19 protein-coding genes are annotated in these 24454 nt (G+C 61.4%); 16 read left to right on the top strand and 3 right to left on the bottom strand.

Features of this window, described 5'->3' with window-relative positions; all coding sequences use genetic code 11:
• Window positions 1-128 precede the first annotated feature (128 nt).
• A complete protein-coding gene (rpoD, locus tag ACZCWR_RS26665; protein ID WP_487306019.1) occupies window positions 129-2132 on the top strand; it encodes an RNA polymerase sigma factor RpoD in 2004 nt (667 codons plus the stop codon).
• A gap of 76 nt (window positions 2133-2208) precedes the next feature.
• Here the strand turns inward: rpoD and ACZCWR_RS26660 are convergent, their stop codons facing one another.
• Window positions 2209-2832: an FMN-binding negative transcriptional regulator gene (locus ACZCWR_RS26660; RefSeq protein ID WP_487306018.1), complete on the bottom strand. Its 624-nt coding sequence runs from the start codon at window positions 2830-2832 to the stop codon at window positions 2209-2211.
• A gap of 85 nt (window positions 2833-2917) precedes the next feature.
• On the opposite strand from ACZCWR_RS26660, the gene pdxR reads away from it, so the two are divergent.
• From pdxR to ACZCWR_RS26630, 6 genes are all read left to right on the top strand, one after another.
• The gene (gene pdxR, locus ACZCWR_RS26655; RefSeq protein ID WP_487306017.1) at window positions 2918-4372 is read left to right on the top strand and encodes a MocR-like pyridoxine biosynthesis transcription factor PdxR; all 1455 of its coding nucleotides are present in this window, start codon (window positions 2918-2920) and stop codon (window positions 4370-4372) included.
• 348 nt (window positions 4373-4720) lie between these two features.
• A complete protein-coding gene (gene wecB / locus ACZCWR_RS26650) occupies window positions 4721-5854 on the top strand; it encodes a non-hydrolyzing UDP-N-acetylglucosamine 2-epimerase (protein WP_487306016.1) in 1134 nt (377 codons plus the stop codon).
• A gap of 202 nt (window positions 5855-6056) precedes the next feature.
• Window positions 6057-8294: a cellulose biosynthesis cyclic di-GMP-binding regulatory protein BcsB gene (locus ACZCWR_RS26645; RefSeq protein ID WP_487306015.1), complete on the top strand. Its 2238-nt coding sequence runs from the start codon at window positions 6057-6059 to the stop codon at window positions 8292-8294.
• On the top strand, window positions 8291-10465 hold the full coding sequence (locus tag ACZCWR_RS26640) for a glycosyl transferase family protein (protein WP_487306014.1): 2175 nt from the start codon (window positions 8291-8293) through the stop codon (window positions 10463-10465). Before ACZCWR_RS26645 ends, ACZCWR_RS26640 begins: the two co-directional genes overlap by 4 nt.
• Window positions 10462-13146: an NfrA family protein gene (locus ACZCWR_RS26635; RefSeq protein WP_487306013.1), complete on the top strand. Its 2685-nt coding sequence runs from the start codon at window positions 10462-10464 to the stop codon at window positions 13144-13146. The genes ACZCWR_RS26640 and ACZCWR_RS26635 overlap by 4 nt, the downstream gene beginning before the upstream one ends.
• A gap of 6 nt (window positions 13147-13152) precedes the next feature.
• On the top strand, window positions 13153-14037 hold the full coding sequence (locus ACZCWR_RS26630; protein ID WP_487306012.1) for an alpha-amylase family protein: 885 nt from the start codon (window positions 13153-13155) through the stop codon (window positions 14035-14037).
• 847 nt (window positions 14038-14884) lie between these two features.
• Here the strand turns inward: ACZCWR_RS26630 and ACZCWR_RS26625 are convergent.
• Complete coding sequence (locus ACZCWR_RS26625) at window positions 14885-16276, bottom strand: aminotransferase-like domain-containing protein (RefSeq protein ID WP_487306011.1); 1392 nt, start codon at window positions 16274-16276, stop codon at window positions 14885-14887.
• Between the two features lie 44 nt (window positions 16277-16320).
• Window positions 16321-16449, bottom strand: a complete 129-nt coding sequence (locus ACZCWR_RS26620) for a hypothetical protein (protein WP_487306010.1) — start codon at window positions 16447-16449, stop codon at window positions 16321-16323.
• Between the two features lie 195 nt (window positions 16450-16644).
• On the opposite strand from ACZCWR_RS26620, the gene ACZCWR_RS26615 reads away from it, so the two are divergent.
• From ACZCWR_RS26615 to ACZCWR_RS26575, 9 genes are all read left to right on the top strand, one after another.
• Complete coding sequence (locus tag ACZCWR_RS26615) at window positions 16645-17127, top strand: MSMEG_0572/Sll0783 family nitrogen starvation response protein (RefSeq protein WP_487306009.1); 483 nt, start codon at window positions 16645-16647, stop codon at window positions 17125-17127.
• 5 nt (window positions 17128-17132) lie between these two features.
• On the top strand, window positions 17133-18137 hold the full coding sequence (locus ACZCWR_RS26610) for a Nit6803 family nitrilase (protein ID WP_487306008.1): 1005 nt from the start codon (window positions 17133-17135) through the stop codon (window positions 18135-18137).
• Window positions 18130-19200 carry an MSMEG_0568 family radical SAM protein gene (locus ACZCWR_RS26605; RefSeq protein WP_487306156.1) on the top strand — a complete coding sequence of 357 codons (1071 nt, stop codon included), beginning with the start codon at window positions 18130-18132 and terminating at the stop codon, window positions 19198-19200. The genes ACZCWR_RS26610 and ACZCWR_RS26605 overlap by 8 nt, the downstream gene beginning before the upstream one ends.
• A gap of 2 nt (window positions 19201-19202) precedes the next feature.
• On the top strand, window positions 19203-19763 hold the full coding sequence (locus tag ACZCWR_RS26600) for an MSMEG_0567/Sll0786 family nitrogen starvation N-acetyltransferase (RefSeq protein WP_487306155.1): 561 nt from the start codon (window positions 19203-19205) through the stop codon (window positions 19761-19763).
• Window positions 19760-20710, top strand: coding sequence for a sll0787 family AIR synthase-like protein (locus tag ACZCWR_RS26595; RefSeq protein ID WP_487306007.1), 951 nt, complete (start codon window positions 19760-19762; stop codon window positions 20708-20710). The genes ACZCWR_RS26600 and ACZCWR_RS26595 overlap by 4 nt, the downstream gene beginning before the upstream one ends.
• Window positions 20698-21879 (top strand): MSMEG_0565 family glycosyltransferase, encoded by a 1182-nt coding sequence (locus ACZCWR_RS26590; RefSeq protein ID WP_487306006.1) that lies wholly within the window; start codon window positions 20698-20700, stop codon window positions 21877-21879. The genes ACZCWR_RS26595 and ACZCWR_RS26590 overlap by 13 nt, the downstream gene beginning before the upstream one ends.
• Entirely contained in the window at window positions 21845-22129 is a 285-nt protein-coding gene (locus ACZCWR_RS26585; protein WP_487306005.1) for an MSMEG_0570 family nitrogen starvation response protein, read from the top strand. Before ACZCWR_RS26590 ends, ACZCWR_RS26585 begins: the two co-directional genes overlap by 35 nt.
• A 43-nt stretch (window positions 22130-22172) precedes the next feature.
• Entirely contained in the window at window positions 22173-23465 is a 1293-nt protein-coding gene (locus tag ACZCWR_RS26580) for an MSMEG_0569 family flavin-dependent oxidoreductase (protein ID WP_487306004.1), read from the top strand.
• Between the two features lie 161 nt (window positions 23466-23626).
• The gene (locus ACZCWR_RS26575; RefSeq protein ID WP_487306003.1) at window positions 23627-24451 is read left to right on the top strand and encodes a hypothetical protein; all 825 of its coding nucleotides are present in this window, start codon (window positions 23627-23629) and stop codon (window positions 24449-24451) included.
• The last annotated feature ends 3 nt before the right edge of the window (window positions 24452-24454 follow it).

Here is a 24454-nt window from a genome sequence, read left to right as displayed (position 1 = left end):
TTGTGTTTGTTTTGCTCGAAGCGATTCTCAGCAGCCGTCCAAGGTCGAACTTAGCGTCGATATCATGCGGGCCTTACGCCCGCTCCCGGGAACCTGTCATCGCCGAGCAAACCTGTCGAGGAGAATGTATGGCAAGTTTTGATCGGGAAGATTCGGATCTGGATATCGTCGTGCCGGCACGCCGGACCGCTGGCAGGCGCGCAGGAAAGGGGAAGGGCCAGGCCGGCGTTTTACCCCCCGATGCAACGATGACCGCCGAGCAGAACGAAGAGCGTCAGCGCCAGATGCGCGCGCTCATTCAGTTGGGCAAGGACCGCGGCTATCTCACACACGCCGAGATCAACGACCACCTGCCTGATAATTTCGCGGAAACGGCGGCGATGGAAACCATCGTCAGCACGTTCAACGACATGGGCGTCGCGGTTTATGAACAGGCGCCCGATGCGGAAACGCTGCTCTTAAGCGAAAACGCGCCGACCGTCGTCAGCGACGAACAGTCGGACGAGGAAGCCGAAAACGCGCTGTCCACCGTCGATTCCGAATTCGGTCGCACGACCGATCCGGTTCGCATGTACATGCGCGAAATGGGCGCGACCGAGCTGCTCACGCGCGCGGGCGAAATCGCCATCGCGAAGCGCATCGAGGACGGTCTGCATGAAATGATTCAGGCCATCGCCGCGTGCCCGTCGACCGTCGCTTCCATTCTCGCGGATGCAGCGCAAGTCGAAGCGGGCGAAGTGAAGATCGATGAACTCGTGGACGGCCTGAAAGAAGAAGACTCGGTCGATGACGATCTCTCGGCGTCCGAAACAACGGATTCGTCCGAGATCGATACGGACACCGAAGAATCGGATGGCGATGAGGACGACGACAGCGATATCGACGGCGCGGATTCCGGCGCATCGAACGAAGCGCGTCTGAAGCAGCTCACGGCCGATTGCCTCGAAATCTTCGCACGCGTGCGCGCGCTCGCCGAACAGGCGAGTCATGCAAAGGGTTCGGGCGCGGCAGCGGCCAAGGCCGTCGAAAAGGCACGTGCCGAAATTCAGCGTGAACTCGGCTCGATTCGCTTCACGGCGAAGACCATCGATCGCCTCTGCGTTGACGTGCAGCAGCAAGTCGCGAAGGTGCGCGACATCGAGCGTCGCGTGTTGCAGATCGCGGTGGATCGTTGCGGCATGCCGCGTGAAAAGTTCGTGGAATCGTTCGTGGGTCATGAAACCGACCTCGAATGGACCGCGCGCGTGGCGGCGACCTCGAAGCACTACGGCGCATCGCTGGAACGCAGTCTGCCGGCGATTCAAGCCGAGCAACAAAAGCTCATCGACATGGAAGCCGCTGTCGCCATGCCGCTCAAGCAACTCAAGCAAATCAACCGTCAGATGACGGCTGCCGAGTTGAAGATGCGTCAGGCGAAGCGCGAAATGATCGAAGCGAACCTGCGTCTGGTTATTTCGATCGCGAAGAAGTACGTCAATCGCGGCATGCAGTTCCTCGACTTGATTCAGGAAGGCAACATCGGCCTGATGAAAGCGGTGGACAAGTTCGAATATCGCCGTGGCTGGAAGTTCTCGACGTACGCGACGTGGTGGGTTCGTCAGGCCGTGACGCGTTCGCTGGCCGATCAGGCTCGCACGATCCGCGTGCCGGTTCACATGATCGAAACGATCAACAAGCTGAACCGTATCTCGCGCGAGATTTTGCAGCAGACCGGGCAGGAAGCGCATCCGTCGGTGCTGGCTGAGCGCATGGACATGCCGGAAGAAAAGATCCGCGGCATTCTCAAGATCGCGAAGCAGCCGGTGTCTTTGGAAACGCCAGTCGGTGAAGATGCCGATGCCACGCTCGGCGACATGATCGAAGACCAGGGCGCGACGTCGCCGGCGGAAGCAGCCGTTCACGCGAACATGCGTGCCGCCATCGACGATGCGCTCAACGCTTTGTCGCCGCGTGAAGCGAAGGTGTTGCGCATGCGCTTCGGCATCGATACGGCGTCGGACTATACGCTCGAAGAACTGGGCAAGCAGTTCGATGTGACGCGCGAGCGTATTCGCCAGATCGAAAGCAAGGCGATGCGCAAGCTCATGCATCCGAGCCGCGCCGACAAGCTGCGTCCGTTTTTGGATCGTTGATCGGTCGGGTAGTTAAGTAGTGGAAAAAGCGTGCTGTCCCGAAAGGGCAGCACGCTTTTTTAATGTGTCATCGAAATTAGCCGGCGCTACGCATTGATTCGGCTAACTTACTATTTCCATTCGCCGCGAGCATATCGGCGGCATTTTCGCGATCCCGCGCTTCCTTGTTCTGGCTCAACTTCGCTTTGCCAACAAGCGAAGTTACTTCAATTTCGATGCCGACAATGTTCTTCAACAAGCTATCGATAAACTCTGGCTCCGAATCGCCCATTTTCCACGGACGCGGCTCGTTGGCCTCATGCCGACGCGTAAGCCGCGCAACCATGCCGCGCACAAACGCTTCGTCATCCCGAATGATGAGCGTGCCGTGCGCGTGCACCACTTCGTAATTCCACGTCGGCACTTGCCGATGCGCTTCGTGCTTGCTCGGATACCAGTTTGGCGAGATATAACCTTCAGCACCGCGAAAGATCACCATCACGGGCGTGCCGGTCGGACATCGTTGCCAGACATAGTTAGCGCGCGCCACATGCGCCGTCAAAAGGCCATGCGTGCCATGCGCCGGATCGAACTCGAACGGAATGTGGTTCGCATCGAGACCATCATCGCCGTGCGTGACGAGGATGCCCAACGGATGCGCGCGCATCATCCGATGCAGTTCTTCAGGGCGCGTGACGGCGAAATGCGGCGGAATGTACATCGTGAGATCTCTTGGATATGACGGACGTTCCATTACTTTGGCCCAAAACCGGCACAATGAGAAGATCCAGTTTCGGGTGATTTCGATGGACCAGTTCCGCGCACCGCCGCCGACCACAGGAAGACGAATTTACGATCTTCTGCGCACGCAAATCGCGGATGGCACGCTCGAAGCGGGCGCGCCCGTTCCATCGACGCGGGCGCTGGCGGCGGATCTCGGCGTATCGCGCACGACGGTGACGGCGGTGTACGAGCAGCTTGCGGCTGAAGGATTTCTCGTCACCTCGGCGGGCCGCGCCGCGCGCGTCGCGATTCCGGCGAAGCGCTTGCCGGTAACGAACCCTAAACGCAGCACGCATACTGCCCCCGCGCTTTCGCAATACGGCAATCGCGTGGCCGAAATCCCCATGCCGCAGCGTCCACCAGCATCAGAAGCATGCATCGATTTTTTATACGGCGCAGTGGCCGCGCGCGATTTCCCGGCACTTGCGTGGAAGCGCGCGTACCACGCCGAACTATCGAATCAGCAGGACACCCTCTATTACGTAGCGCCCGAAGGCGACCTGTCTTTGCGACGCGCGCTTCAGGCGTATCTGGCTCGCGCGCGCGGGCTCGGCTGCGACGTCGAGCAGATTGTGATCGTGAACGGCACGCAGCAAGCCATCGATCTGTGCGCGCGGCTTTTGCTCGATCCCGGCGATACATTCATCTGCGAGGACCCCGGCTATCTGATCGCGCGACAGTGCTTCGAAGCAGCAGGCGCAAAGCCAATTCCGGTCGCGGTCGATGAACACGGTCTGGCCACGCATGCCTTACCGGAAAATGCACGCGCACGCTTGGCCTACGTCACGCCATCGCATCAATTTCCATTGGGCGGCGTGTTGCCAATCGGGCGACGGCTTGAGTTGCTCGAATGGGCGCAGCGCAATAACGCGTGGATCATCGAAGACGATTACGACGGCGAGTTCCGCTACGGTCAGCGTCCCATCGACGCGCTGCAATCGATCGATACGAACGGCCGTGTCATCTACATCGGCACGTTTTCGAAAGCGTTGTCGCCGCATCTTCGGCTCGGTTATCTCGTGCTGCCGCATTCGCTGGTGTCCGTTTTCCGTCAGGCCAAGCGCCTGAGCGATCGCCACGCGCCCGTGCTCGATCAGCGCGTGCTCGCGACTTTGATCGAATCCGGCGCATACGAGCGTCACGTCCGGCGCGTGCGGCGCGAATACGAACGCCGTCGCGCTGCGTTGCTCGATGCCATCGCCCACGCCTTGCCAGTCGGCACGCAGGTGACCGGCACGGCGGCGGGTTTGCACATCGTCGTGTGGCTGCCGTTGAGCGCTGCAAAGGAAGCCGAATTAGTCGAGGCGGCGAGGGCAGCGAAGGTGGGCGTTTATCCGGTGTCGCCGCTATACGCGGCGTCGGACGAGAAAGAAACGGCGCGAAACGCGGGCCTGATTCTGGGCTATGCGAGTGTCAGCGTCGAACAAATTCATGAAGGAATGAACCGGCTTAGCGAAGTAACCGAAAACTTCGAATAAAACCATAACCTTCATTTAGATAACATCCGACTTGCGCTTCTTTAAGAAAAAATAATTAGGAAACCAGATTTTAAAATCAAATTCTTATTGTTATTAGAACGGCCGTTTACTCATACCATTAATGCTAAAGAGCACTAATGAGGTAAGAATAACTGTCTGAAGATGGACAAAGTCTAGCCATAGCAGACGATTAGCCACTCGTCAGACTTTTTTACAATTTAGTATGAGAAGCTTCCTAAACGTCTGAATACAATCGAATTGTCAAAAGATTGTGCAGTCGTCGGGACAATGACAACAAATTCTAAAACGATACTCTCTGTGTTTGGGACGCGGCCGGAAGCCATCAAGATGGCGCCGCTCGTGAAGGCATTGGAAGCCGAACCGGGCGTGCGTTCCGTCGTGTGTGTGACGGGCCAACATCGTTCGATGCTTCAGCAGGCGCTGGATCTGTTCGACATCACGCCGCAGCACGATCTCAAAGTGATGTCGGAGAATCAGAGTCTCAATAGCCTCGCCTCGAAACTCATCGCCGCTCTGGACGATGTGATTCAGCACGAACAACCCAGCCGCATTCTCGTTCACGGCGATACGACCACGGCCACGGCGGGCGCGCTCGCCGGGTTTCATCGGCGCGTTCCGGTGGCGCACGTCGAAGCGGGTTTGCGCACCGGCAATATGAAAAGCCCGTGGCCGGAAGAGATGAACCGCCGCGTGGTGGATGTCGTCAGCGATTTGATGTTCGTGCCCACGCGCCGCTCCGAACTCAACATCATGCGCGAGACGCTGGCGGGCCGCTCGATCGTCACCGGCAACACGGTGATCGATGCGCTGCTGTCGGTGGTGAAGCGCATTGATTCGGATGCAGCCTTGCGCGCGCGGCTGGACGCACGCTTTCCCTTTCTCGACGATTCGAAGCAACTCGTGCTCGTCACGGGCCATCGGCGCGAGAGCTTCGGGCAAGGTCTGCGCGACATCTGCGCGGCGCTGGCGCAACTCGCGCGCCGGCGCGATGTACAGATCGTCTATCCCGTGCATCTGAATCCCAACGTGCATGCGACCGTGACGAGCGCACTCGGCAATTTGTCGAACGTGTTTCTGATTCAGCCGCAGAACTACATGGGTTTCGTGCGGCTCTTGCAGCGCGCGTCGATCGTGCTGACAGATTCGGGCGGCGTGCAGGAAGAAGCGCCTGCGCTCGGCAAGCCCGTGCTTGTCATGCGCGAGGTGACGGAGCGTCCCGAGGCATTGCAGGCAGGCACCGCGCGGCTGGTCGGCACGGATACGCATGCCATCGTGTGCGCGGTCTCGCTGTTGCTGGACGACGAACGCGCGCGCGCAGCCTTCTCGCGCAACGGAAATCCCTACGGCGATGGAAAGGCATCGGCACGTATCGTCGATGCATTGATGGGACGCCCGTTCGAAGAATTCAATCCCGATCCGTTGTTCGATCTTCGCGGTCTCGAACGAGTCGCGGTTGCCTGACGCTTGAACCGAACACGAATACCGGAAACGCGCGAGGCAAGATTCGTCGCACTCCGGATGAAGTATCCAACATCAAGATCCACGCACTCCGAGGCGCGCGCGCCACATCCTGCGTTCGATCGGCGGCAAGGCAGGCTTGCGCCCCGGCGAACGGCAGCGCGCGTTTTACGCGTCTCGTTGCGCCACTTTTGAGTCCTTTGCCTTGACTGACACATTGTTGAATCGGCGCCGCCTGCGCGCCGCGCTGGTTCTTGTCGCTACGACCGCGGCATTTTTCACCGGTACGGCCCATGCCGCACCGTCGGCTCCCGCTGCAGGAAACGCGACCGCCGATTTCTCGCGCCTCGGTCTCGATGAAAAGCAAACGCGCACGGTCACGCTGAGGCAACTCGGGTTACTGCGCGACGTCACGCTGACCGCGCCCGAAACGCGTCAGGAGTTCTATTTGCCGGTGCCCGCCGGCATCCCTATTTCCGATGCCGCGCTTCAGTTCGACGGCGGCTACATGCGCGGCGACGGCGGCCGCGTGACCATGCTGATTTCGCTCGATGGCTCGCCGGTCCTGTCGCGCGCGTTCACGCAGGATCAGGGCGGCGTCGCGGTGAATCTGGGCGTGGACGGTGCGCCGCGCGATGCCGGTTTCGTGCGGCTCGGGCTGGGCTTCGCGTCGGTCATCAATCAGAACGTGTGTACGGATCAGACCGCGATCGGCAACGTGCTGCGCGTCTCGCCCGACACCAAGCTGACCTACCATTTCGATGCCGCCGACATCCGCGATCTGCGCGCGGCATGGAGCGCGTTGCCGTTCGATCCGGTGCTCGCCGTCACCGAAAACAAGCTCGGCGCGGATGCCTACGACACCGCCTGGCGCACCGATGCGCTGCTCCAGCGCGACGGCCGCCGCCCGGTCATGCAGCCGTTGCCCGCAGTAGGCCAGACCGCAGATTTAAGCGGCATCGATGTGCCGTCAGGTCTGCGCAGCATTCCGGCGTTCGCGGCTATCGCAACAGGCGACAAACATCTCGTGCGCGATGACGCGGAACTCGGCGCAGTCCTCGCGCTCGGCAATCGTGCGTCGTTCGGCCCCGACGTCATCGTCGTCGATGACGCAATGCGCACGCGCGTGAACGCCGCGCTCGATGCCTTGCGCGCCCAAGTCGCGAATTCCGCCGCCGATGCGCTGCCCGCATTCGACGCATGGCGTCATCGCTCGATCAATCAGTTGACTGCGCCGTTTTTGCCGGGCGAAGTGCGCATCGCGCATCTCGGCGGGCGCGCGACGATTGCCGTCGCGGACAACAAAGGTTTGGGCGCGCTGGCGCAGAACTGGCGGCCCATCGATGTATCGAACCGGCTCGTCGTGCATCAGATCGACGCGGCCGAACGCGCGCGCGGCGACATGATCGCGTTGTCGGACTTAGGCGGCGATCCGCGCAGCATCGATGTGCAGACCACGGCATCGTGGAGCGCGCGCTTCGATCTCGCGGCGGCTTCGGGCAACGGACGCTTGCCGGAAAGCGTCGTGCTCGATCTCGCGGCATCGCCCACGCTGTCCAACGGCGCGGCCACCGCCACGATCTACTCCAACGACGTGATGATCGGCGCCAAGCTCCTGAACGTCGATGGCGTGCGTCAGCGAATCACGGTGCCGATTCCGCGTTATGCCCTCGCGCGCACCAACGAACTGCGCGTGACCTTCCGCCGTCAGCCGGACGCGGGTTGTCAGGCGCGCCAGAACTATCCGGTCGCGGTGCTGCCGACGAGCCATATCCGGCTCGGACAGGCATCGCCTTCGAATACTTTTGTCGGCATGGCGGCGCGTTTCGCATCGTCGGCCACGGTGTACGTGCCACACGCCTATCTCGACGATTCCCTCACGACCGTGCCGCGTCTTGCCTATCTGACGGGTGCAGCGGGCGTCGCGCCGATGCAGGCGAAATTCGTCGTCGCCAACGATGCCGCCACGGCCACGCAACCCGACGGGGCGTTCCTCGCGGCAGACGTGAAGCTCGCGGACGAAAAAAACCCGGCGCTCTATTCGGCGGACCGGCTCACGCTGTCGTCGTCGAACGGAGACAAGCTGCTCGATATGTCGGGGCTTTCGCGTGCGGCGGTCGTGAGCGTGGCGACGTCCGGCTCGCAGAACGGCGTGGTGTATCGCTCGACGGGCGCGGCGCCCGTGCTCAACGACAAGCTGGCGCTTTCGCGCGGCGATATCGCCGTGGTGGACGAAACCGGCGTGCTCAAGGAGTTCGATACCGTGAACCCCGACGAACTCGTCGATGAACCCACGTCGAGCACGGATTGGGTCACGCGGCACTGGGCGCGCTGGGGCATTCCGGCCGTGCTGCTGATTCTGCTGCTGCTGCTGATCGCGCTCGCGGGCAATGCACGCCGCAAGCATCGTCTCGAACAGCAAAGCAGGAAGGACGGCGCGTGACTCTGGAACTGCTCAGATGGTACGGCCGGCTCGCGCTGGCCCAGTACTATCAGGGACTCGAATACGTCGCCGCGACGGTGGCCGCCATCATCCTGTTGTCGAGCCTCGACGATCTGTTCATCGACATCTGGTTCTGGACGCGCAAGTTCTGGCGCAAGGTGACGGTCGAGCGCCGCTATTCGCCGCTCACGATCGAACAGCTCTATGCGCGCGATGAACAGCCCATCGCGATCATGGTGCCGGCGTGGCAGGAGCATGACGTGATCGCCGCGATGATCGAGGACATGGTGCGCGTGCTCGATTACCGCAGCTATACGATCTTCGTCGGCACTTATCAGAACGATGCCGCGACCATTCGCGAAGTGGAGCGCATGCGGCATCGCTATAAGCATTTGCATCGCGTGGAAGTGCCGCACGATGGGCCGACTTGCAAGGCCGATTGTCTGAACTGGCTCGTGCAGGCCATTTTGCATTACGAGTACGAAGCGGGCGTGGAGTTCGCGGGCGTCGTGATGCATGACAGCGAGGACGTGCTGCATCCCATCGAACTGAAGTTCTTCAACTATCTTTTGCCGCGCAAGGACATGATTCAGTTGCCGGTGGCATCGCTCGAACGCAACTGGTTCGAACTGGTCGCGGGCACGTATATGGATGAGTTCGCGGAGTGGCACGCGAAGGATCTGGTGGTGCGCGAAAGTCTGGCGGGTGCGGTGCCTTCGGCGGGCGTGGGCACGTGCTTTTCGCGCCGCGCCATGCTTGCGCTCGTCGAGCAGACCGAAAGCCAGCCGTTCAATACCGAAAGCCTGACCGAAGACTACGACATCGGCGCGCGCATTCTGAAGATGGGCATGTCGTCGATTTTCCCGCTGTTTCCGGTGCAATTCACGTCGCGCCGCAAGGTGTGGTTCGGCCTCGGCCCCGTACGCGAGATTCGCACGACGATGCCGTTATGCGTGCGCGAGTTCTTTCCCGATACGTTTCGGACAGCGTATCGTCAGCGCGCGCGCTGGACGCTCGGCATCGGTTTGCAAGGCTGGGCGCTGACGGGATGGAGCGGTTCGTTCGCCAATCGCTATCTGCTGCTGCGTGATCGCAAGGGCGTGGTGACGGCGTTCGTCGGCATGCTTGCGTATTTGCTTGCGGTGCAGTTCGTGTTGTTCGCGGCGGCATCTTACTTTGGATGGACGGCGGATTTCTTCCCGTCGCCGTTCATCGATTCGGGTTGGCTGAATGCGCTGCTGGCGGCGAACTTCGTCGCGCTGTGCGTGCGCGTGGTGCAACGGATCATCTTCACGACGCGGCTTTACGGCTGGGAGCATGGCGTGCTGGCGGTGCCGCGCATGGTGATCGGCAACGTGGTGAACTTCATGGCCGTGGCGCGTGCTTGGCGGTTGTTCATCGTGCATGTGGTGACGGGGCGTCGCCTTGCATGGGACAAGACGATGCACGATTTCCCGAGCGCCGATGCCTTGCGCGACACGCGTCAGGATCTCGGCGATCTGCTCGTCTCGTGGCAGGCGATCGACCCCGAACGTCTCGAAGAAGCGATGCAGACCGAACACGCACGCGAAGCGCCGATTGGCCGCGTGCTCGTCACGCGCGGCTGGCTCGACGAAGAAACGCTCGCGGAAGCCATCGCGTTTCAGGCAGATTTACCGCGCGCGCGTTTCGATGCCGCCCGCATGCAGGAAGAACCCGGCGTCGCGGTGAAGCCAGAAACGCTCGTGCGTTTGCGCGCCATGCCGCAAGGTCAGGACGCAAGCGGATTTGCGGTGTTCGTCACCGCGAGTCTTCTGGACGATGCCGCGCTCACCGAATTACGCAACGAGGTTGGCGGCCCGGTGTCGATCCATGTCGTGCGCGAAAGCGAAATCGCGGCGGGCCTTCGCCTTCTGCGCGGCTTCGACACGACCACGTTGACGGATGAAGGCGCACACGCCGACGATCACGAAGAAGCCATGCGCGGCGTGCCTTTGCTCGGCGACATCATGATCGAGATGGGGCTGGTCACGCGCAAAACGTTCGAGAACGCGCTGCGTGAATATCGGCCGGAGCGGCATGGGCGTATCGGTGATTATTTGGTGGCGCATGGCGTCATCACGGCGGAGGCGCTGAGTCTCGCGGTGCGCGAACAGAAGCGGCGATATGCGCGGCGGGCGGCTCCGCGATGAAACACACGTTGATGCGCGCAGCCGTGTGCACGGCCATCGCGCTTATGGTTTCGTCGGCGGCTCGCGCGGATGTGGATTTGCCGTTGCCGTTGAGCGGCGCGCCGTATCGTATTGCACGGGAAGCGTATGAGGCGTATGACCAGCATCGTTATGTCGATGCTGCTGCCAGTGCACGCGAAGCGATTCGTCAGCGGCCCGATGTCGCGGATTTACGCGTGTTGCTTGCCAATTCGCTGGCGGCGCGTGGACATCTTCAAGACGCGAGTCATACGTTATCCGAAGCAATTTCGGAGCTCGGTCCGTTGCCTGCGCTCGTGACGCGTCGGCATCAGATCGATACGTTGATCGCGGGAGGCGGCGAGGGCGGCGGTGGCGGTGTCGGCGATCTTCAAGGTGCGGCGCTGAAGGCTGCGCGTGCTGCGTATAGCGATTACGCGCGCAAGGATTACACGGCAGCGGTAAGCGAAAGCCGCGAAGCCGTGCGGCTCGCGCCTAAGGTCGAACGTCTGCGTTATCTGCTGGTGGATTCGCTCGCTGCATCAGGCGATGACCGCAGCGCGTATGACGAAGCTCAAACCGCCGCGCGTTTGTTCGGCGATAGCGAAGGTCTGCGCACGCGGCGTCGCTATATCGGCGATCGGCTTGCGCCGCCGCAGTCGTTGGCGGCTTACGATGCGCGTCAGCGCGGCGATCTCGCCCAAGCCGAGAAACTCGCGCGCAACGCGGTGGCTTATGCGCCGGACCGCACCGATTTCCGCTTGCAGCTTATTGAAATCCTGTTCGCGCGTGACGATCTTAAGGGCGTGGAAGCCATCGCGCCCGACCGCCACGATCCGCTTGCATTGACGATGCGCGGTTATGCACGCGCCGCGCTCGGCTCACGCGCGGGTGCCGATGCGGACTTCGCGCAGGCGCTTGCGGTCGCGCCGGCATCGCTCCCTCAGGCAGGCGACACGCGCGCAAACGATGAGCCGCAACCGGACGCGCCTGCATCGCCCGTGAATGCAGACACGCAAAATATCGATGCCGATATCGAAGCGCACGAAGCCATGCTTGCGCATGACGAGGCGGTTCGTCGCTGGGGCGCGGCGCATCCGAACGCGATGAGCGTGGAGGAAGAGCGTTCGACGGTGTTGCAGCCCAATCTCAACCGGAACCCTAGCCCGAGCGTCACGCATGCGCCGGACGATGCTCAACGCCATTACCGCGATGCCCGCGTGGCGCGCACGATCATTGCCGATGTGCGGTTCGCGCAAGGCAATCCGCAAGCCGCGCTCGATGTCCTCGCGCCGGTTGCATCGAACAAGCAGAACTCCGCGCCCGACGATGCCGATGCCGCCATCGCGCTGCGTCGCCTTCGTGCACAGGCCATGCTTAAAGAAGCACCGACGCCCATATCGGTCGATCCGCGCGCGCGCCCGACGTTCGATTGCCGCGAGGACCGGTTCGGCGCATCGTGCGATGTCTACGCGCACGACCCCGCTTTCAACTCCACACGCGAAGCACGGCTTGCGCAACAACGCGGCGACCGCGCCGAAGCCATCGCCCGCTGGCGCGATGCCGTGAGCGCCGTTCCCGACGATCCGCAACCGCGCATCGCGCTGATCGATGCGCTCGCCGCCGATGGACAGACGCGCGCGGCATCGCAGGAAGCACGCGCGGTCATCGATACGCATTTGCTCGATTCGATGAGCGAGTTGCAGGCCGCTTCCATCGCGCAGCGCGCGGGTGACCGGCAACTCGCGCTCGATCACTTCGCGCGCGCGGAACAGCAAGGCCGTTTGACCGCCACCGCCGAAGCCGATGCCGGTTATTCCGCGCTCGCGCTGCATCGACCGAAAGAGGGCGCGACCTATATCGAGCACGCAATCGATAAAAGCGCGACCGGGCCATCCGATGAAGCGCTGTCACCGCTTTCGCTCTACGATGCCCGCTCGGCGCACGCGGAAGCCACGCGCAACTGGGGTTTCAGCGTGAGCGTGAACTATCGCGGCAACGGCGGCCAGCCGGGTTTCGCGACGAACCCGACGCCAGGTCTTTCGGACAACTGGCAAACCGGCGCGGAAGTGTACTGGCGTCCGTTCGGCAGCCTCGGCGACCGCATGTTCGAACTGTACGCGCGCGGTTACGAGAACTTCGGCGTGAAGGGCGGCGGGCCATCGGGCCTCTCGACTTTGCAAGCGGCGCTCGGCGCGCGTGCGAAGCCGTTCGCGCCCGTCAACGCCATCTTTGCCATTGAAAAGATCCTGCCGATAGGCTCCGATGTGCGTTCCGACTGGCTCGCGCGCGCCGCGTATTCGACCGGTTTCGGCGATGCGCGCAGGCTCGACGTGCCAAGCTGGTGGACCGGCACATTCTATGGCGAAGTGGGGCATTACCTCGTGCATCCATCGACGTATGGAACGGCGAGCGCGCGGCTCGGGCGCACGTATCGCGTCGATTCGGTGAGCCCGCGTCTGACGGTGTTTCCGCATGCGGTGATCGGCGCGGACTACGATTCCGCCATCGATCACAGCGTGCCGGTGGGCATCGGCGCGGGTGTCTCGGTACGATACTGGTTTCGCGGCGACAATTACGATGCGCCGCGTTCGTTCGTCGACATGACCGTGCAGTATCGTTTCCGCCTCGCGGGCGACGACCGGGCCAAGGGCGTGTTCTTCAGCGCGGTGCTTTCATATTGACGATCGATGAAGCCATTCGCCACTGCCAACGTTTCGCTGCGTCGCACGCTCGCGGCGGCCTCGCTGTGCGCGCTTGCGCTGGGGTGCGCGGCGAGCACGGCGCATCCGCAGCAGACGCCGCATATCGTGGATGGCATCGTCTGGCAGCCGGATAACGCGCACGCCGATCCACACGGCGACTGGGACCGGCTGGGCGCGCGTGAATTGCTCGTGCAATGGACTGCGGTGGATGGTTTGTCGTTCGTGCCGGGTGCGGGTTTGCGGACCGCGCCGAGCATGCCGGATTGGGCGCGTATTGGCCACGAGCCGTGGGCGCGCGATGTGATCGTGGGTCTGGCTGGCAACTTCAACGAAGCGGTGGCGCGCGCGAGCGTCATGCAGCTTTTTATCGAATCGATGCGGCTTGCGGATGTGCGTCCGCCTGTGAACGTGACGGGCTATTACTTTCCCGTTGAGATCGATCCGACATGGCAGGACGCCAGCACGTTGCGAAATTTGCTCGATGCGTTGCCGCGTCCGTTATGGATCAGCGTGTATGACCGCGCGAATGTGGGCGGCGTGGCGATTGCGGATTGGCTCGATCAATGGCTGCCGGGTGATGTCGGGGTGCTGTTTCAGGATGGGTGCGGCGTGTACGCGCGCGAGCCGGGGGTGGCGCGGGAGTATGCGGATCAGTTGGCCGCGAAGCTCGGGGCGGGGCGGGTGAGGATCATTGCCGAGGCGTTCAGGCCGCAAGTGGGGGGTGGGTTTCGCTCGGCGACGGCGGAGGAACTGAAGCCGCAGATCGATGCTTATCGAGGGTATCGGACTTATCTTTTCGATGGGCCGCATTATGTGACGGCGGGGGTGGTGCAGGGGTTGGTTGATCTTTATTCCAACGCTCGGCGGTGAGGGGGCTTCTCTTGGTTGTGTGTTTATTGCAGTAGCCGCCTCCCCGGCGGGGGGGTAACTTTCTTTGCTGCTGCAAAGAAAGTCACCAAAGAAAGCAGCTTTTTACACCATGCACGATGGCTGGAGAGGGTTGGTCTGGATTAATCGATACAGTGGCCGCAATAGGACGTCGCACGTTTAGTTAAGCGTGTGGGCAACCTAGCGATTACGCGCTCGAATCCTTGAGCCTTAGTGGACCGCATTCATTCATTCGGCCATGCGCTGCGCGCGCCGAGAACTTAAGAACGGAATCCCGCGGCGTATGAGCGCCCAGCGACCTCACACCTCACCGTTATGTCGTCATTCGGCCCTACCTTGGCAAGCGCTTCTGGGCAAAGCGCACATACCAACGCGAGTCACCTTTTAGTCGGAGCACTAACCAAGGTTGGGCCGAATAGCAATCTTGCGGGGAAGTGTGATTTGGCTGGGCGCTCATAGGCTGCGGGATTCCGTTCTTAAGTTCTCGGCGCGCGCAGCGCATGGCCGATTGAATGAATGCGGTCCACTGAGTGTTGATTCTTCGAGCGCGCAATCGCGAGGTTGCCTAAGCGGCTCGTTACGCGTGGCACGTACTATTGCGGCCACTGTGACGTTAATCCAGACCAACCCTTTCCAGCCATCGTGCATGGGGTAAAAAGCTGCTTTCTTTGGTGACTTTCTTTGCAGCAGCAAAGAAAGTTACCCCCCCGCCGGGGAGGCGGCTACTGCAATAAAGACACTGCCAAGAGAGGCCCCTTGCAACACAGCACAACAAAACCAAATACAACCACAGCAAAAGCAAAAACCGTCTGCTAGGGCGAGCGAACGCTCACAACATCGGCATATGCAAATGATGCGGGTCCGCCAACATATCCGCCACCCGCGTCAGCGCCTCACGACAATCCTCCCGATCCTGCGGCCCACCCAGACATAACCGCAACGCATTCGGCGGATTGCCATCAGTCGAAAACGCCGCACCCGCCACCGCGCCGATCCCCTGATTACGCAACCGCAACGCAAGCTCCGATGCGCTCCAATCGCAAATAGAAGGCACCGGCAGCCAAAGATGAAACCCATGCGGATGCGCATCGAACGGCAAGCCGTCGAGCACTTGCGCCGCGATGGCTTGCCGCGCGATACCTTCATCGCGGATCGCATCGAGCACATCGAACGCGGTGCCATCGTTGACCCATTGCGTCGCGAGCAGCACGGTGAACGGACTCGGCATAACAGTGGTCGCGCGCAACGCACCCGCGATGCGCTGCGCCTGCCGCGCAGTCGGCGCTTTCAAATAGGCCACACGCAACCCCGCACCCACCGTCTTAGATAAACCCGTGACGTGATACGTCAACTCGGGCGCAAGCGCGGCAAGCGGCATCGGGCCATCGGTAGGCAACATCACATACGGCTCGTCTTCGATGATCGGCACGTTGTAGCGCAACGCGACATCGGCCAATGCTTCACGACGCAACTGGGGAATCGTCAGCGTGCTCGGATTCTGCAAAGTAGGATTGCAATAGAAACCGCCGGGCTTTTCCGACTTGCACAACGCTTCGAACGCATGCGGCAGCGGTCCTTCTTCATCACGCGCGATGGTTTGCAGCTTCACGCCAAGCTGCGATGCAATCGCCTTGATGCCGGGATACGCGAGCGAATCGAGGCAGATGGTCTCACCCGGCCGCGCAAGCTGCGACACGAGCGCCACCAGCGCGCTATGAATGCCCGGACACACCAGCACGGTGTCATCGTCACAACGCGGCACGCGCGCTTCGATCCATCGACGGCCCGCCGCGCGATCCGCTGCCGTACCGCCGAAATCCTGATAGCGCAGAAGCTGAAACGGATCGGCATCGCGCATGAGCTGCGCCGCGGATTCGCGCAGACGCGCCGCGAGCGCGGGCGGCTCGGGCGGCATGTTCATCGACATCTCGACGCTGCTGCCACCCGCGAGCGGCAAGGTCTGCGTTCTGCCACGCACGAAGGTGCCGCTGCCCGCGCGCGCATCGAGCAGGCCGCGTCTGCGTGCTTCCGCATAAGCGCGCGCGACGGTCGTGTAGTTGAGCTTGAGTGCATCCGCGAGATCGCGCAGTCCGGGCAAACGATCACGCGGACGCAAACGCCCGCTCGCCAGGTCTTCTTCGATGAGATCAGGAATCGTCAGATAAGCCGGCTTGCGGCTCTCTTCGAGTTTGCGAATCCAGTGATGCGCGTTCGATGTCATGACGGCGAGGTCCTTTTTCAAGCGCTATTTCGCGCGTTCACAACTTAAACCGATCGCATGCGCGCATGCAACTTGATCGCATTGATCGCACCGATGCACGGATTCGGTTCGCCGCGCACCACGTCCACGCGCGCCTGCGCAGAAAGCGTGCGTGCGATCAACGCTGATCCCATGCGTCAAATGCCGGACAAGGCCGTGGCGCATGACGCCATTAAAATTTTTTCGAGTCCCGCAAGCACGTTCGTTTTCATTGATTGCAAAGTGATTGCATTTCGCGGGCCAATCATTGGCATATCCGTTGCGTTTAAAGGCTCGCCGTCGCGATCAAAGCCGACGCACCACGCACAGACACCATCGGAGAATGCACCATGCCCGCAGTCACTCAACCGCTCCACAAAAACGGCGATTATCTGGTCGATTACGAAGAGAAGGTTTTCGAGGACGTGAAGGCGGAACCGGGCGAAAAAGCGCTCGTGACGTTCCACACGGTCGCGTTCGAAGGCTCGATTGGCTTCGTCAATCTCTTGCAAGCGACGCGTCTTCAACGCAAGGGTTTCGATACATCGGTGCTGCTGTACGGCCCCGGCGTCACGCTCGGTCTGCAGCGCGGCTTTCCCACGCTCGGCGACGAAGCGTTCCCCGGCCATCTCAACTTCAACAAGCAGCTTCAGAAGTTCATGGCCGAAGGCGGCAAGGTTTATGCATGCCGCTTCGCATTGCAGGCGCTTTACGGTCACGGCGAGGCATCGCTTATCGAAGGCATCAAGCCGATCAGCCCGCTCGATGTGCTCGATATCCAGTTGCTTCATCGCAAGGACAACGCGCTCATCATCCACACCTGGACGGTTTGACGATCATGGCATCGTCCGTGGACAAGCGTATCGTGCGCGCGGCCGCCGTGCAGATCACGCCGGACTTCGAGCGTCCCGAAGGCACGCTCGACCGCGTGTGCACGGCCATCGACGAAGCCGCCGCGAAGGGCGTGAAGCTCATTGTGTTTCCCGAAACGTTCGTGCCGTACTACCCGTATTTTTCGTTCGTGCGCGCGCCGGTTGCAGCGGGCGCGGATCACATGCGGCTTTACGAACGCGCGGTGGTCGTGCCGGGTCCGGTCACGCAGGCAGTCTCGGAACGTGCGCAGCTCGCGAAGATGGTCGTCGTGCTCGGCGTGAACGAGCGCGATCACGGCAGCCTCTACAACACGCAACTCATCTTCGATACGGACGGCAAGCTGCTGCTCAAGCGCCGCAAGCTCACGCCGACTTATCACGAACGCATGATCTGGGGACAAGGCGATGCAGCGGGCCTCAAGGTCGTCGATACGGAAATAGGCCGCGTGGGCGCGCTCGCGTGTTGGGAGCATTACAACCCGCTCGCGCGTTATGCGTTGATGACGCAGCACGAAGAGATTCATTGTGCGCAGTTTCCCGGCTCACTCGTCGGGCCTATTTTTGCTGAGCAGATCGAAGTAACGATTCGCCATCATGCGCTGGAGGCGGGTTGCTTCGTCGTCAATGCAACGGGCTGGCTTACCGATGCGCAGATCGAAGCCATCACGCCCGATCCCAATCTGCAACGCGCGTTGAGAGGCGGCTGCAACACCGCGATCATCTCGCCCGAAGGGCAGCATCTCGCGGAGCCGTTGCGCGAGGGCGAAGGCATGGTGATCGCGGACCTGGACATGTCGCTCATCACCAAGCGCAAACGCATGATGGATTCGGTCGGACATTACGCGCGGCCCGAGTTGCTGAGTCTCGCGATCAACGATCGACCTGCATCGCCCGTCACTTCCTTCAAGGACACACAAGACGATGAGCGCCTTCGAGAATCTGCCGGCATCGAGCCGGCAATTGATGACTGAGCTGCAATCGACGGGACTGAGACTCGTCGATCCGCGCGCGGGCGTGGCGAGCCGTCGTGGCGGCGCGGGTCCATCGGATCACAAGGCCGTCACGGTCGATGGCGTGACGATCATGGTCCCCGTGCATACGAGCACCGCGTGGGATTCGCCCTTCGTCGCAGGTCAGCCAGATGCGCACGGCAACAGCGCGCTCATGCGCAACGCCATTCCGATTGCCAGCATCAGCTTCCCGAAGGCCCCGCGCTTCTACGCGATGCAAACACTCGATGGCGTGCCGTACTCGCATATCGCCACGCTGCACAGCAAGGACGTGCTCGCGACGACCGTGCTGCAAACGTGCATCCGCTATGAAAGCCGCCGCAAGTCGTGCAAGTTCTGCGCGATCGGGCAATCGCTGGCGGCGGGGCGCACCATCGCGCGCAAGACGCCGGAGCAGTTGGCCGAAGTGGCGCGCGCAGCCGTGTTGCTCGATGGCGTGAAGCACATGGTGCTGACCACCGGCACGCCAGCGACATCCGACCGTGGCGCGCACGTGCTGTGCGAAAGCGCGTTCGCCATCAAGGCCGCCGTCGATCTGCCGATTCAGGCACAGTGCGAGCCACCCGACGACGACCGCTGGTTCGAGCGCATGAAAGCGAGCGGCATCGATACGTTGGGCATGCATCTCGAAGCGGTCACGCCGGAAGTGCGCGAACGCATCATGCCGGGCAAGGCGACGGTGCCGGTTTCGCGCTACATGGAAGCGTTTGAAGCGGCCGTGAAGGTGTTCGGACGTGGACAGGTGAGCACATACATTCTCGCCGGTCTCGGCGACGGCGCGACGGCCATCGTGCAGACGGCGCGCGAGTTGATCGCCATTGGCGTATACCCGTTCGTGGTGCCGTTCGTGCCGATCAGCGGCACGCCGCTCGAAGACCATCCCGCGCCTGCGCCGGAATTCATGCGCTCGGTGCTTGCGCCCATCGGCATGATGCTTTCGGATGCGAACATGCGTTCCACCGACATCAAAGCAGGTTGCGGCAAGTGCGGCGCGTGTTCGTCGCTTTCGTCCTACGAGGTGTGATGATGTTCGTCGAGGCCACTGCGGAAGATGTAATCGATCTGCCTTACGCGCCTGTCGAGTTTCGCGTGAAATGGGCGACGCTGCCTTGGGAAGCTCAGGAAGCCTACACATTGCGGCGTGCGGTTTTTTGCATCGAACAGGGCATTTTCGTGGGCGATGATCGCGACGAGATCGACACACACGCGAAGCTGCTCGTCGCGGTGAGTTGCGTCGCGGGCATGCCGGAACAAGTGGTTGGTACGGTGCGCATTCACGAAGATGCACCGGGCGTCTGGTACGGCTCGCGGCTCGCGGTGCATGCGGCGTTTCGCGCGCATGCGAAGATCGGCGCGACGCTGATTCGGCTCGCGGTATCGAGCGCGCATGCGCAGGGATGCGAAACATTTCTCGCGCATGTTCAGGCGCAGAATGTGCCGTTGTTTCAGCGCCTGAGTTGGACATCGCTGAAAGAGGAAAGCATCTTCGGGCGCGCGCATCATTTGATGCAGGCTGGTTTGCATGCGTATCCGCCGTGCGCGACGCCCAACAGCGGCTTCGTCGCACTGGCGCGGAGAGCGGCGTGAGCGCGCTGGCATCGCTCGTGACAAGGCTGCGGGATAGTCGCGGCTTTGCTCATAAGAGCGATATTTCCGGCGTGCTTTCGCGCTTGCCGCAGGATGCGCAGGCCGTGGCCATTGGCGACGATTGCGCGGCCATTCCCGATGGCGATGGCTTTCTGCTGTTCGCCATCGAAGGCATGGTGAGCGATTTCGTGCGTGCGATGCCGTGGTTCGCCGGTTACAGCGGCGTGATGGTCAACGTAAGCGATATCTACGCGATGGGCGGACGCCCCATCGCCGTCGTCGATGCGCTGTGGAGCGGCAGCGCGTTCGAAGCGGGCGATGTGCTCGCGGGCATGGCGGCGGCATCGAAAGTGTATGGCGTGCCGATTGTCGGCGGGCATAGCAATGTGCGCAGCGATGGCGCGCAACTCGCGGTATCGATCATCGGACGCGCGCGCAAGCTGCTGACCAGTTTCGATGCAAAGCCCGGCGATGCGCTCGTCATGGCCGTTGATTTGCGCGGCAAGTATGAAGAGCCGTATCCGTTCTGGAACGCGTCGGTGGGTTCGCCCGAAGGCCGCGCGCGCGCTGATTTCGAAGTGCTGCCATTGCTGGCCGAAGATGGTCTTTGCGATGCCGCGAAAGACATCAGCATGGCTGGCGTGCTTGGCACAGCGCTCATGTTGCTCGAATGCTCGAAGGCCGGTGCGTGTATCGATCTCGATGCCTTGCCGCGTCCCGACGATGAAGATTTCGAACGCTGGCTGAACGCGTTTCCGAGCTTCGGCTTTGTGCTTTCAGTGCGCCCACATCATGTCGATACCGTGCTTGCGCGATTCAAGGCGCGTTCGCTGGCTTGCGCGGTGATTGGCGAAGTGGATGCATCGCGCGAAGTCGTGCTCACGCGTGGCGGCGAACGTGCGTTGCTGTGGAATCTGAGCGAGGAGCCGTTCATATGCGCGCCGTGAACGCCTTGCGAATCGGCTTGCTCACGCATTCGGTGAATCCGCGTGGCGGTGTGGTGCATACGCTCGAACTTGCACGCGCGTTACATGAGCGCGGGCATGAGGTGACGGTGTTTGCGCCTGCGCGTCATGGTGAAGCGATGTTCCGCGCATCGCCATGTCGTGTGGTGCTGGCGCGTGTTGAGGGTTCATCGGCAGGTCTCGTTGCAATGGTCGATGAACGCATCCGCGCCTTGAAAAAGGCATTGATCGATGCGGGTCTGCATCACTTCGATGTATTGCACGCGCAGGACAGCATCGGCGGAAACGCTTTGGCGGAACTTAAGGAAGCGGGCGGGATTCGCGGTTTTATGCGCACGGTGCATCATCTCGATCATTTCGACGATGCGCGTCTCGCGCATTGGCAACGTCGCGCGTGGCAGGACGCGGACGAAGTGCTCTGCGTGAGCGATACGTGGACCACCTCCATGCGCGATACATACGGCGTGCAGGCGCGCACGGTGACGAACGGTATCGATGCGAGCCGATATGGCGCATGCTCGGATGAAGGCATCGCTCATTTGCGCGAGCGTTTCGGATTAAACGATGGGCCGATCGTGCTTGCGGTTGGCGGCATCGAGGAACGCAAGAACGCGCTCATGTTGCTCGAAGCGTTCGCGTTGTTGCGTGCGGATCGTCCTTCGGCGCAACTGGTGCTTGCAGGCGGCGCAAGCCTGCTCGATCACGATGCTTACGCGCGGCTTTTCTTCGCGCGTGCCGCTGAACTTGGCCTGCAAGCAGGTGCGAAAGGCACGCCTATCGTCATCACAGGTCCGCTCGATGACGAAGACATGCCCGCGCTTTTCCGCGTCGCCGATGTCGTATCGATGATCTCGCTACGCGAAGGCTTCGGCCTCGTCGTGCTGGAAGCGTTGGCGAGCGAGCGTCCGGTGGTGGTGTCGCGCATCGCACCGTTCACGGAATATCTCGACGAAGACGCGTGCTTCTTTAGCGATCCGAACAATGCCGAGGAAGTTACTCACGCGCTCGCAAAAGCACTCGACAGCCCGCGCAAAGCGGCCCCCGCGCTGCTGCAACGCTTCACATGGCGAGCCAGTGCCGCTCGTCATCTCGACATTTATCAGGAGTGGTTCGATCATGCCCGTCATGCATTTCCGGATTCGTTGGCCTGATGGTGTCGAGGCCAACTGCTACTCGCCATCGACCGTGGTCGGTGAATTTTTCAAGGCGGGCGAGCACTATCCCGTCGCCGATTTCGTGGCGCGCTCGCGCGAGGCGCTGACGATCGGTTCCGAGCGTGTGCGCGAGAAATACGGCTTCGCGTGCTCCGCTGCGCTCGATCAACTCGCGCGAATCGAAGAGGACGCCAGCCGCTTCGGGCATGAAGGCGATGCGCGCGTCACCGTGCTCGGGCTGGAATAGCGCCCGACTCACTTAACGACTCACGTAGGAAGAGGAACCGGAAATGCCGAACATCGACATGAAGGACGTGGCCGCGCATTACAGCGTGATTGTCATCGGCGGCGGGCAGGCGGGTTTGTCGGTCAGCCATTTCTTGCAGCAGGCGAATATCGATCATCTGGTGCTGGAAAAGCACACGCTGACGCATACGTGGCGCACGCAGCGTTGGGATACGTTCTGTCTCGTGACGCCGAACTGGCAGTGCGCGTTGCCGGGGCATCCCTATACCGGCGACGATCCGCATGGCTTCATGAAGAAGGACGAGATCATCGCGTATCTGGATGGGTTCATCGCGAAGGTGAATGCGCCGGTGCTCGAAGATGCGGCGGTCACGCGCGTGACGCGTGGCGCGGATGGGCGCTATAGCGTGCATAGCACGCGCGGTGCGTTCACGGCAGATCAGGTGGTGGTGGCGTCGGGCGGCTATCACACGCCGATCGTGCCGCGCATGGCCGAGCGTTTGCCTGCGCATATCGTGCAGGTGCAGTCATCGGACTATCGCAATGCGGATGCGTTGCCGCCGGGTGCGGTGCTGGTCGTGGGCTCGGGGCAATCGGGCGCGCAGATCGCGGAAGATCTGCATTTATCGGGGCGCAAGGTGCATCTCGCGGTTGGCGAAGCGCCGCGTTGTGCGCGCTTTTATCGTGGGCGCGATGTGGTCGATTGGCTCGCGGACATGCGCTATTACGACATGCCGGTGACCGATCATCCGTTGCGTGAAGGTGTGCGCGACAACACGAATCATTATGTGACGGGTCGCGATGGTGGACGCGATATCGATTTGCGTCGCTTCGCGCTCGAAGGGATGGAATTGTTCGGACGACTGGAGGATTTGCGCGAAGGCAAACTGTGTTTCGCGCCGAATCTGCGGTATGTGCTCGACGATGCGGATAAAACGTATAACGGTATTAATACGAGCATCGATAACTTCATTGCGAAGCATGGAATCGATGCACCGGCGGCCACGTGTTACGAGCCGCTTTGGGAGCCGCAGGAGGAGCGCGCGGAACTGGATCTGGAAGCGAGTGGGATCAGCGCGATTGTGTGGTGTATCGGATTTCGGCCTGATTTCAATTGGTTGGATGCCGCGGTGTTCAATGGGCGTGGGCATCCGTCGCATATGCGTGGGGTGACTTCGGTGCCGGGGGTTTATTTCGTTGGGCTGCCTTGGTTGCATACGTGGGGATCGGGGCGCTTTTCGGGCGTGGCGCGCGATGCGCAGTTCGTGGTGGATGCGATTTGCGCGATGCGGGGGAATGCGGTGGGGCAGGAGGTGGGGGTGGTGGATTGTGTTTGAGGGTGGCCGTCATGCGTCTCGTGCCTGTTCTTGCCGTGCTGCATGAGTTAACGCTGACACTTCCGCCCTTCGCTTTTCGGAATTTCTCACTTGTTTAGCTGCGTTCTGTTGAAGTAGTTTCGTTCCGCTTCTAACGACAATGAAGAGGAGGAGCGCGGCACATGTTTTATCTTGGTCCGTTTTTTGGTAGCCGAAGCGAACATCGCCAGTACGCGCAGCTATTTTGGAAATGCATCAACTATCCGATCTATCTGAGCGTGGTGGAACCAGGCATGTTTTACCCGGACGTCCACTATTGTTTTGGAACCGAGCGGCACTCGAGCGAAGTCACACGCGACGAGCTGGCGGACATTACCTTAGCCATGCACTCTGCCCGAGAGGCATTTATTCAATGCTTTGACATCATCCGGATGTCGTGCTCGGATGCAGACTTGCGCTCCGTGCTTGCCCGCTCACCCGAGTTTTTCCCGGAATGGGTATGGCGGAACCAAGGGGAGATGGCCGAAAGCGTGTGCAAGGAGGTAGAAAGGGGCAATCTGATCTTCGTGCCAAGGCACGAAGCGCTGCGCGCCTGTGTCAAGGCCATTCAGGAGGCACGGCAGGAGCGAGCGGGGCCCGGTGCGCCGTCTGAGCGGTTCGATCCGTATTCAGCCGCGAAGTTAATGATGGGCAAGCCGCCGCGTATGCCACGGAATATCGAGATGCTGTCTCGGCCCGTAGCGGCTACATCCTTTGACGATGCGCAACTATTCGAATACGTGCCCGATGAATTGCAAGGCGAAGCCGTGGATGTCGCGGCTAGCACGAACAACCCGGGCTACGCCGCGCAGATGCTCGGGTATGACCGAAAGACATTTAGGAAAATGGTTCACACCATGAAGGATGCGAATGACCTTGGTGGCGCAGACAACGTAATCTGGCACGACGATGGAAGCGTGTATTTCCGGGACATCTGGATCGACAACATGTACAACTACGCACCCTGAGAC

It is taken from the genome of Caballeronia sp. A2-2 (assembly GCF_057612605.2).
Note: the sequence above shows the minus strand (reverse complement) of the source record. Positions and strands in the feature narration are given on the sequence as shown.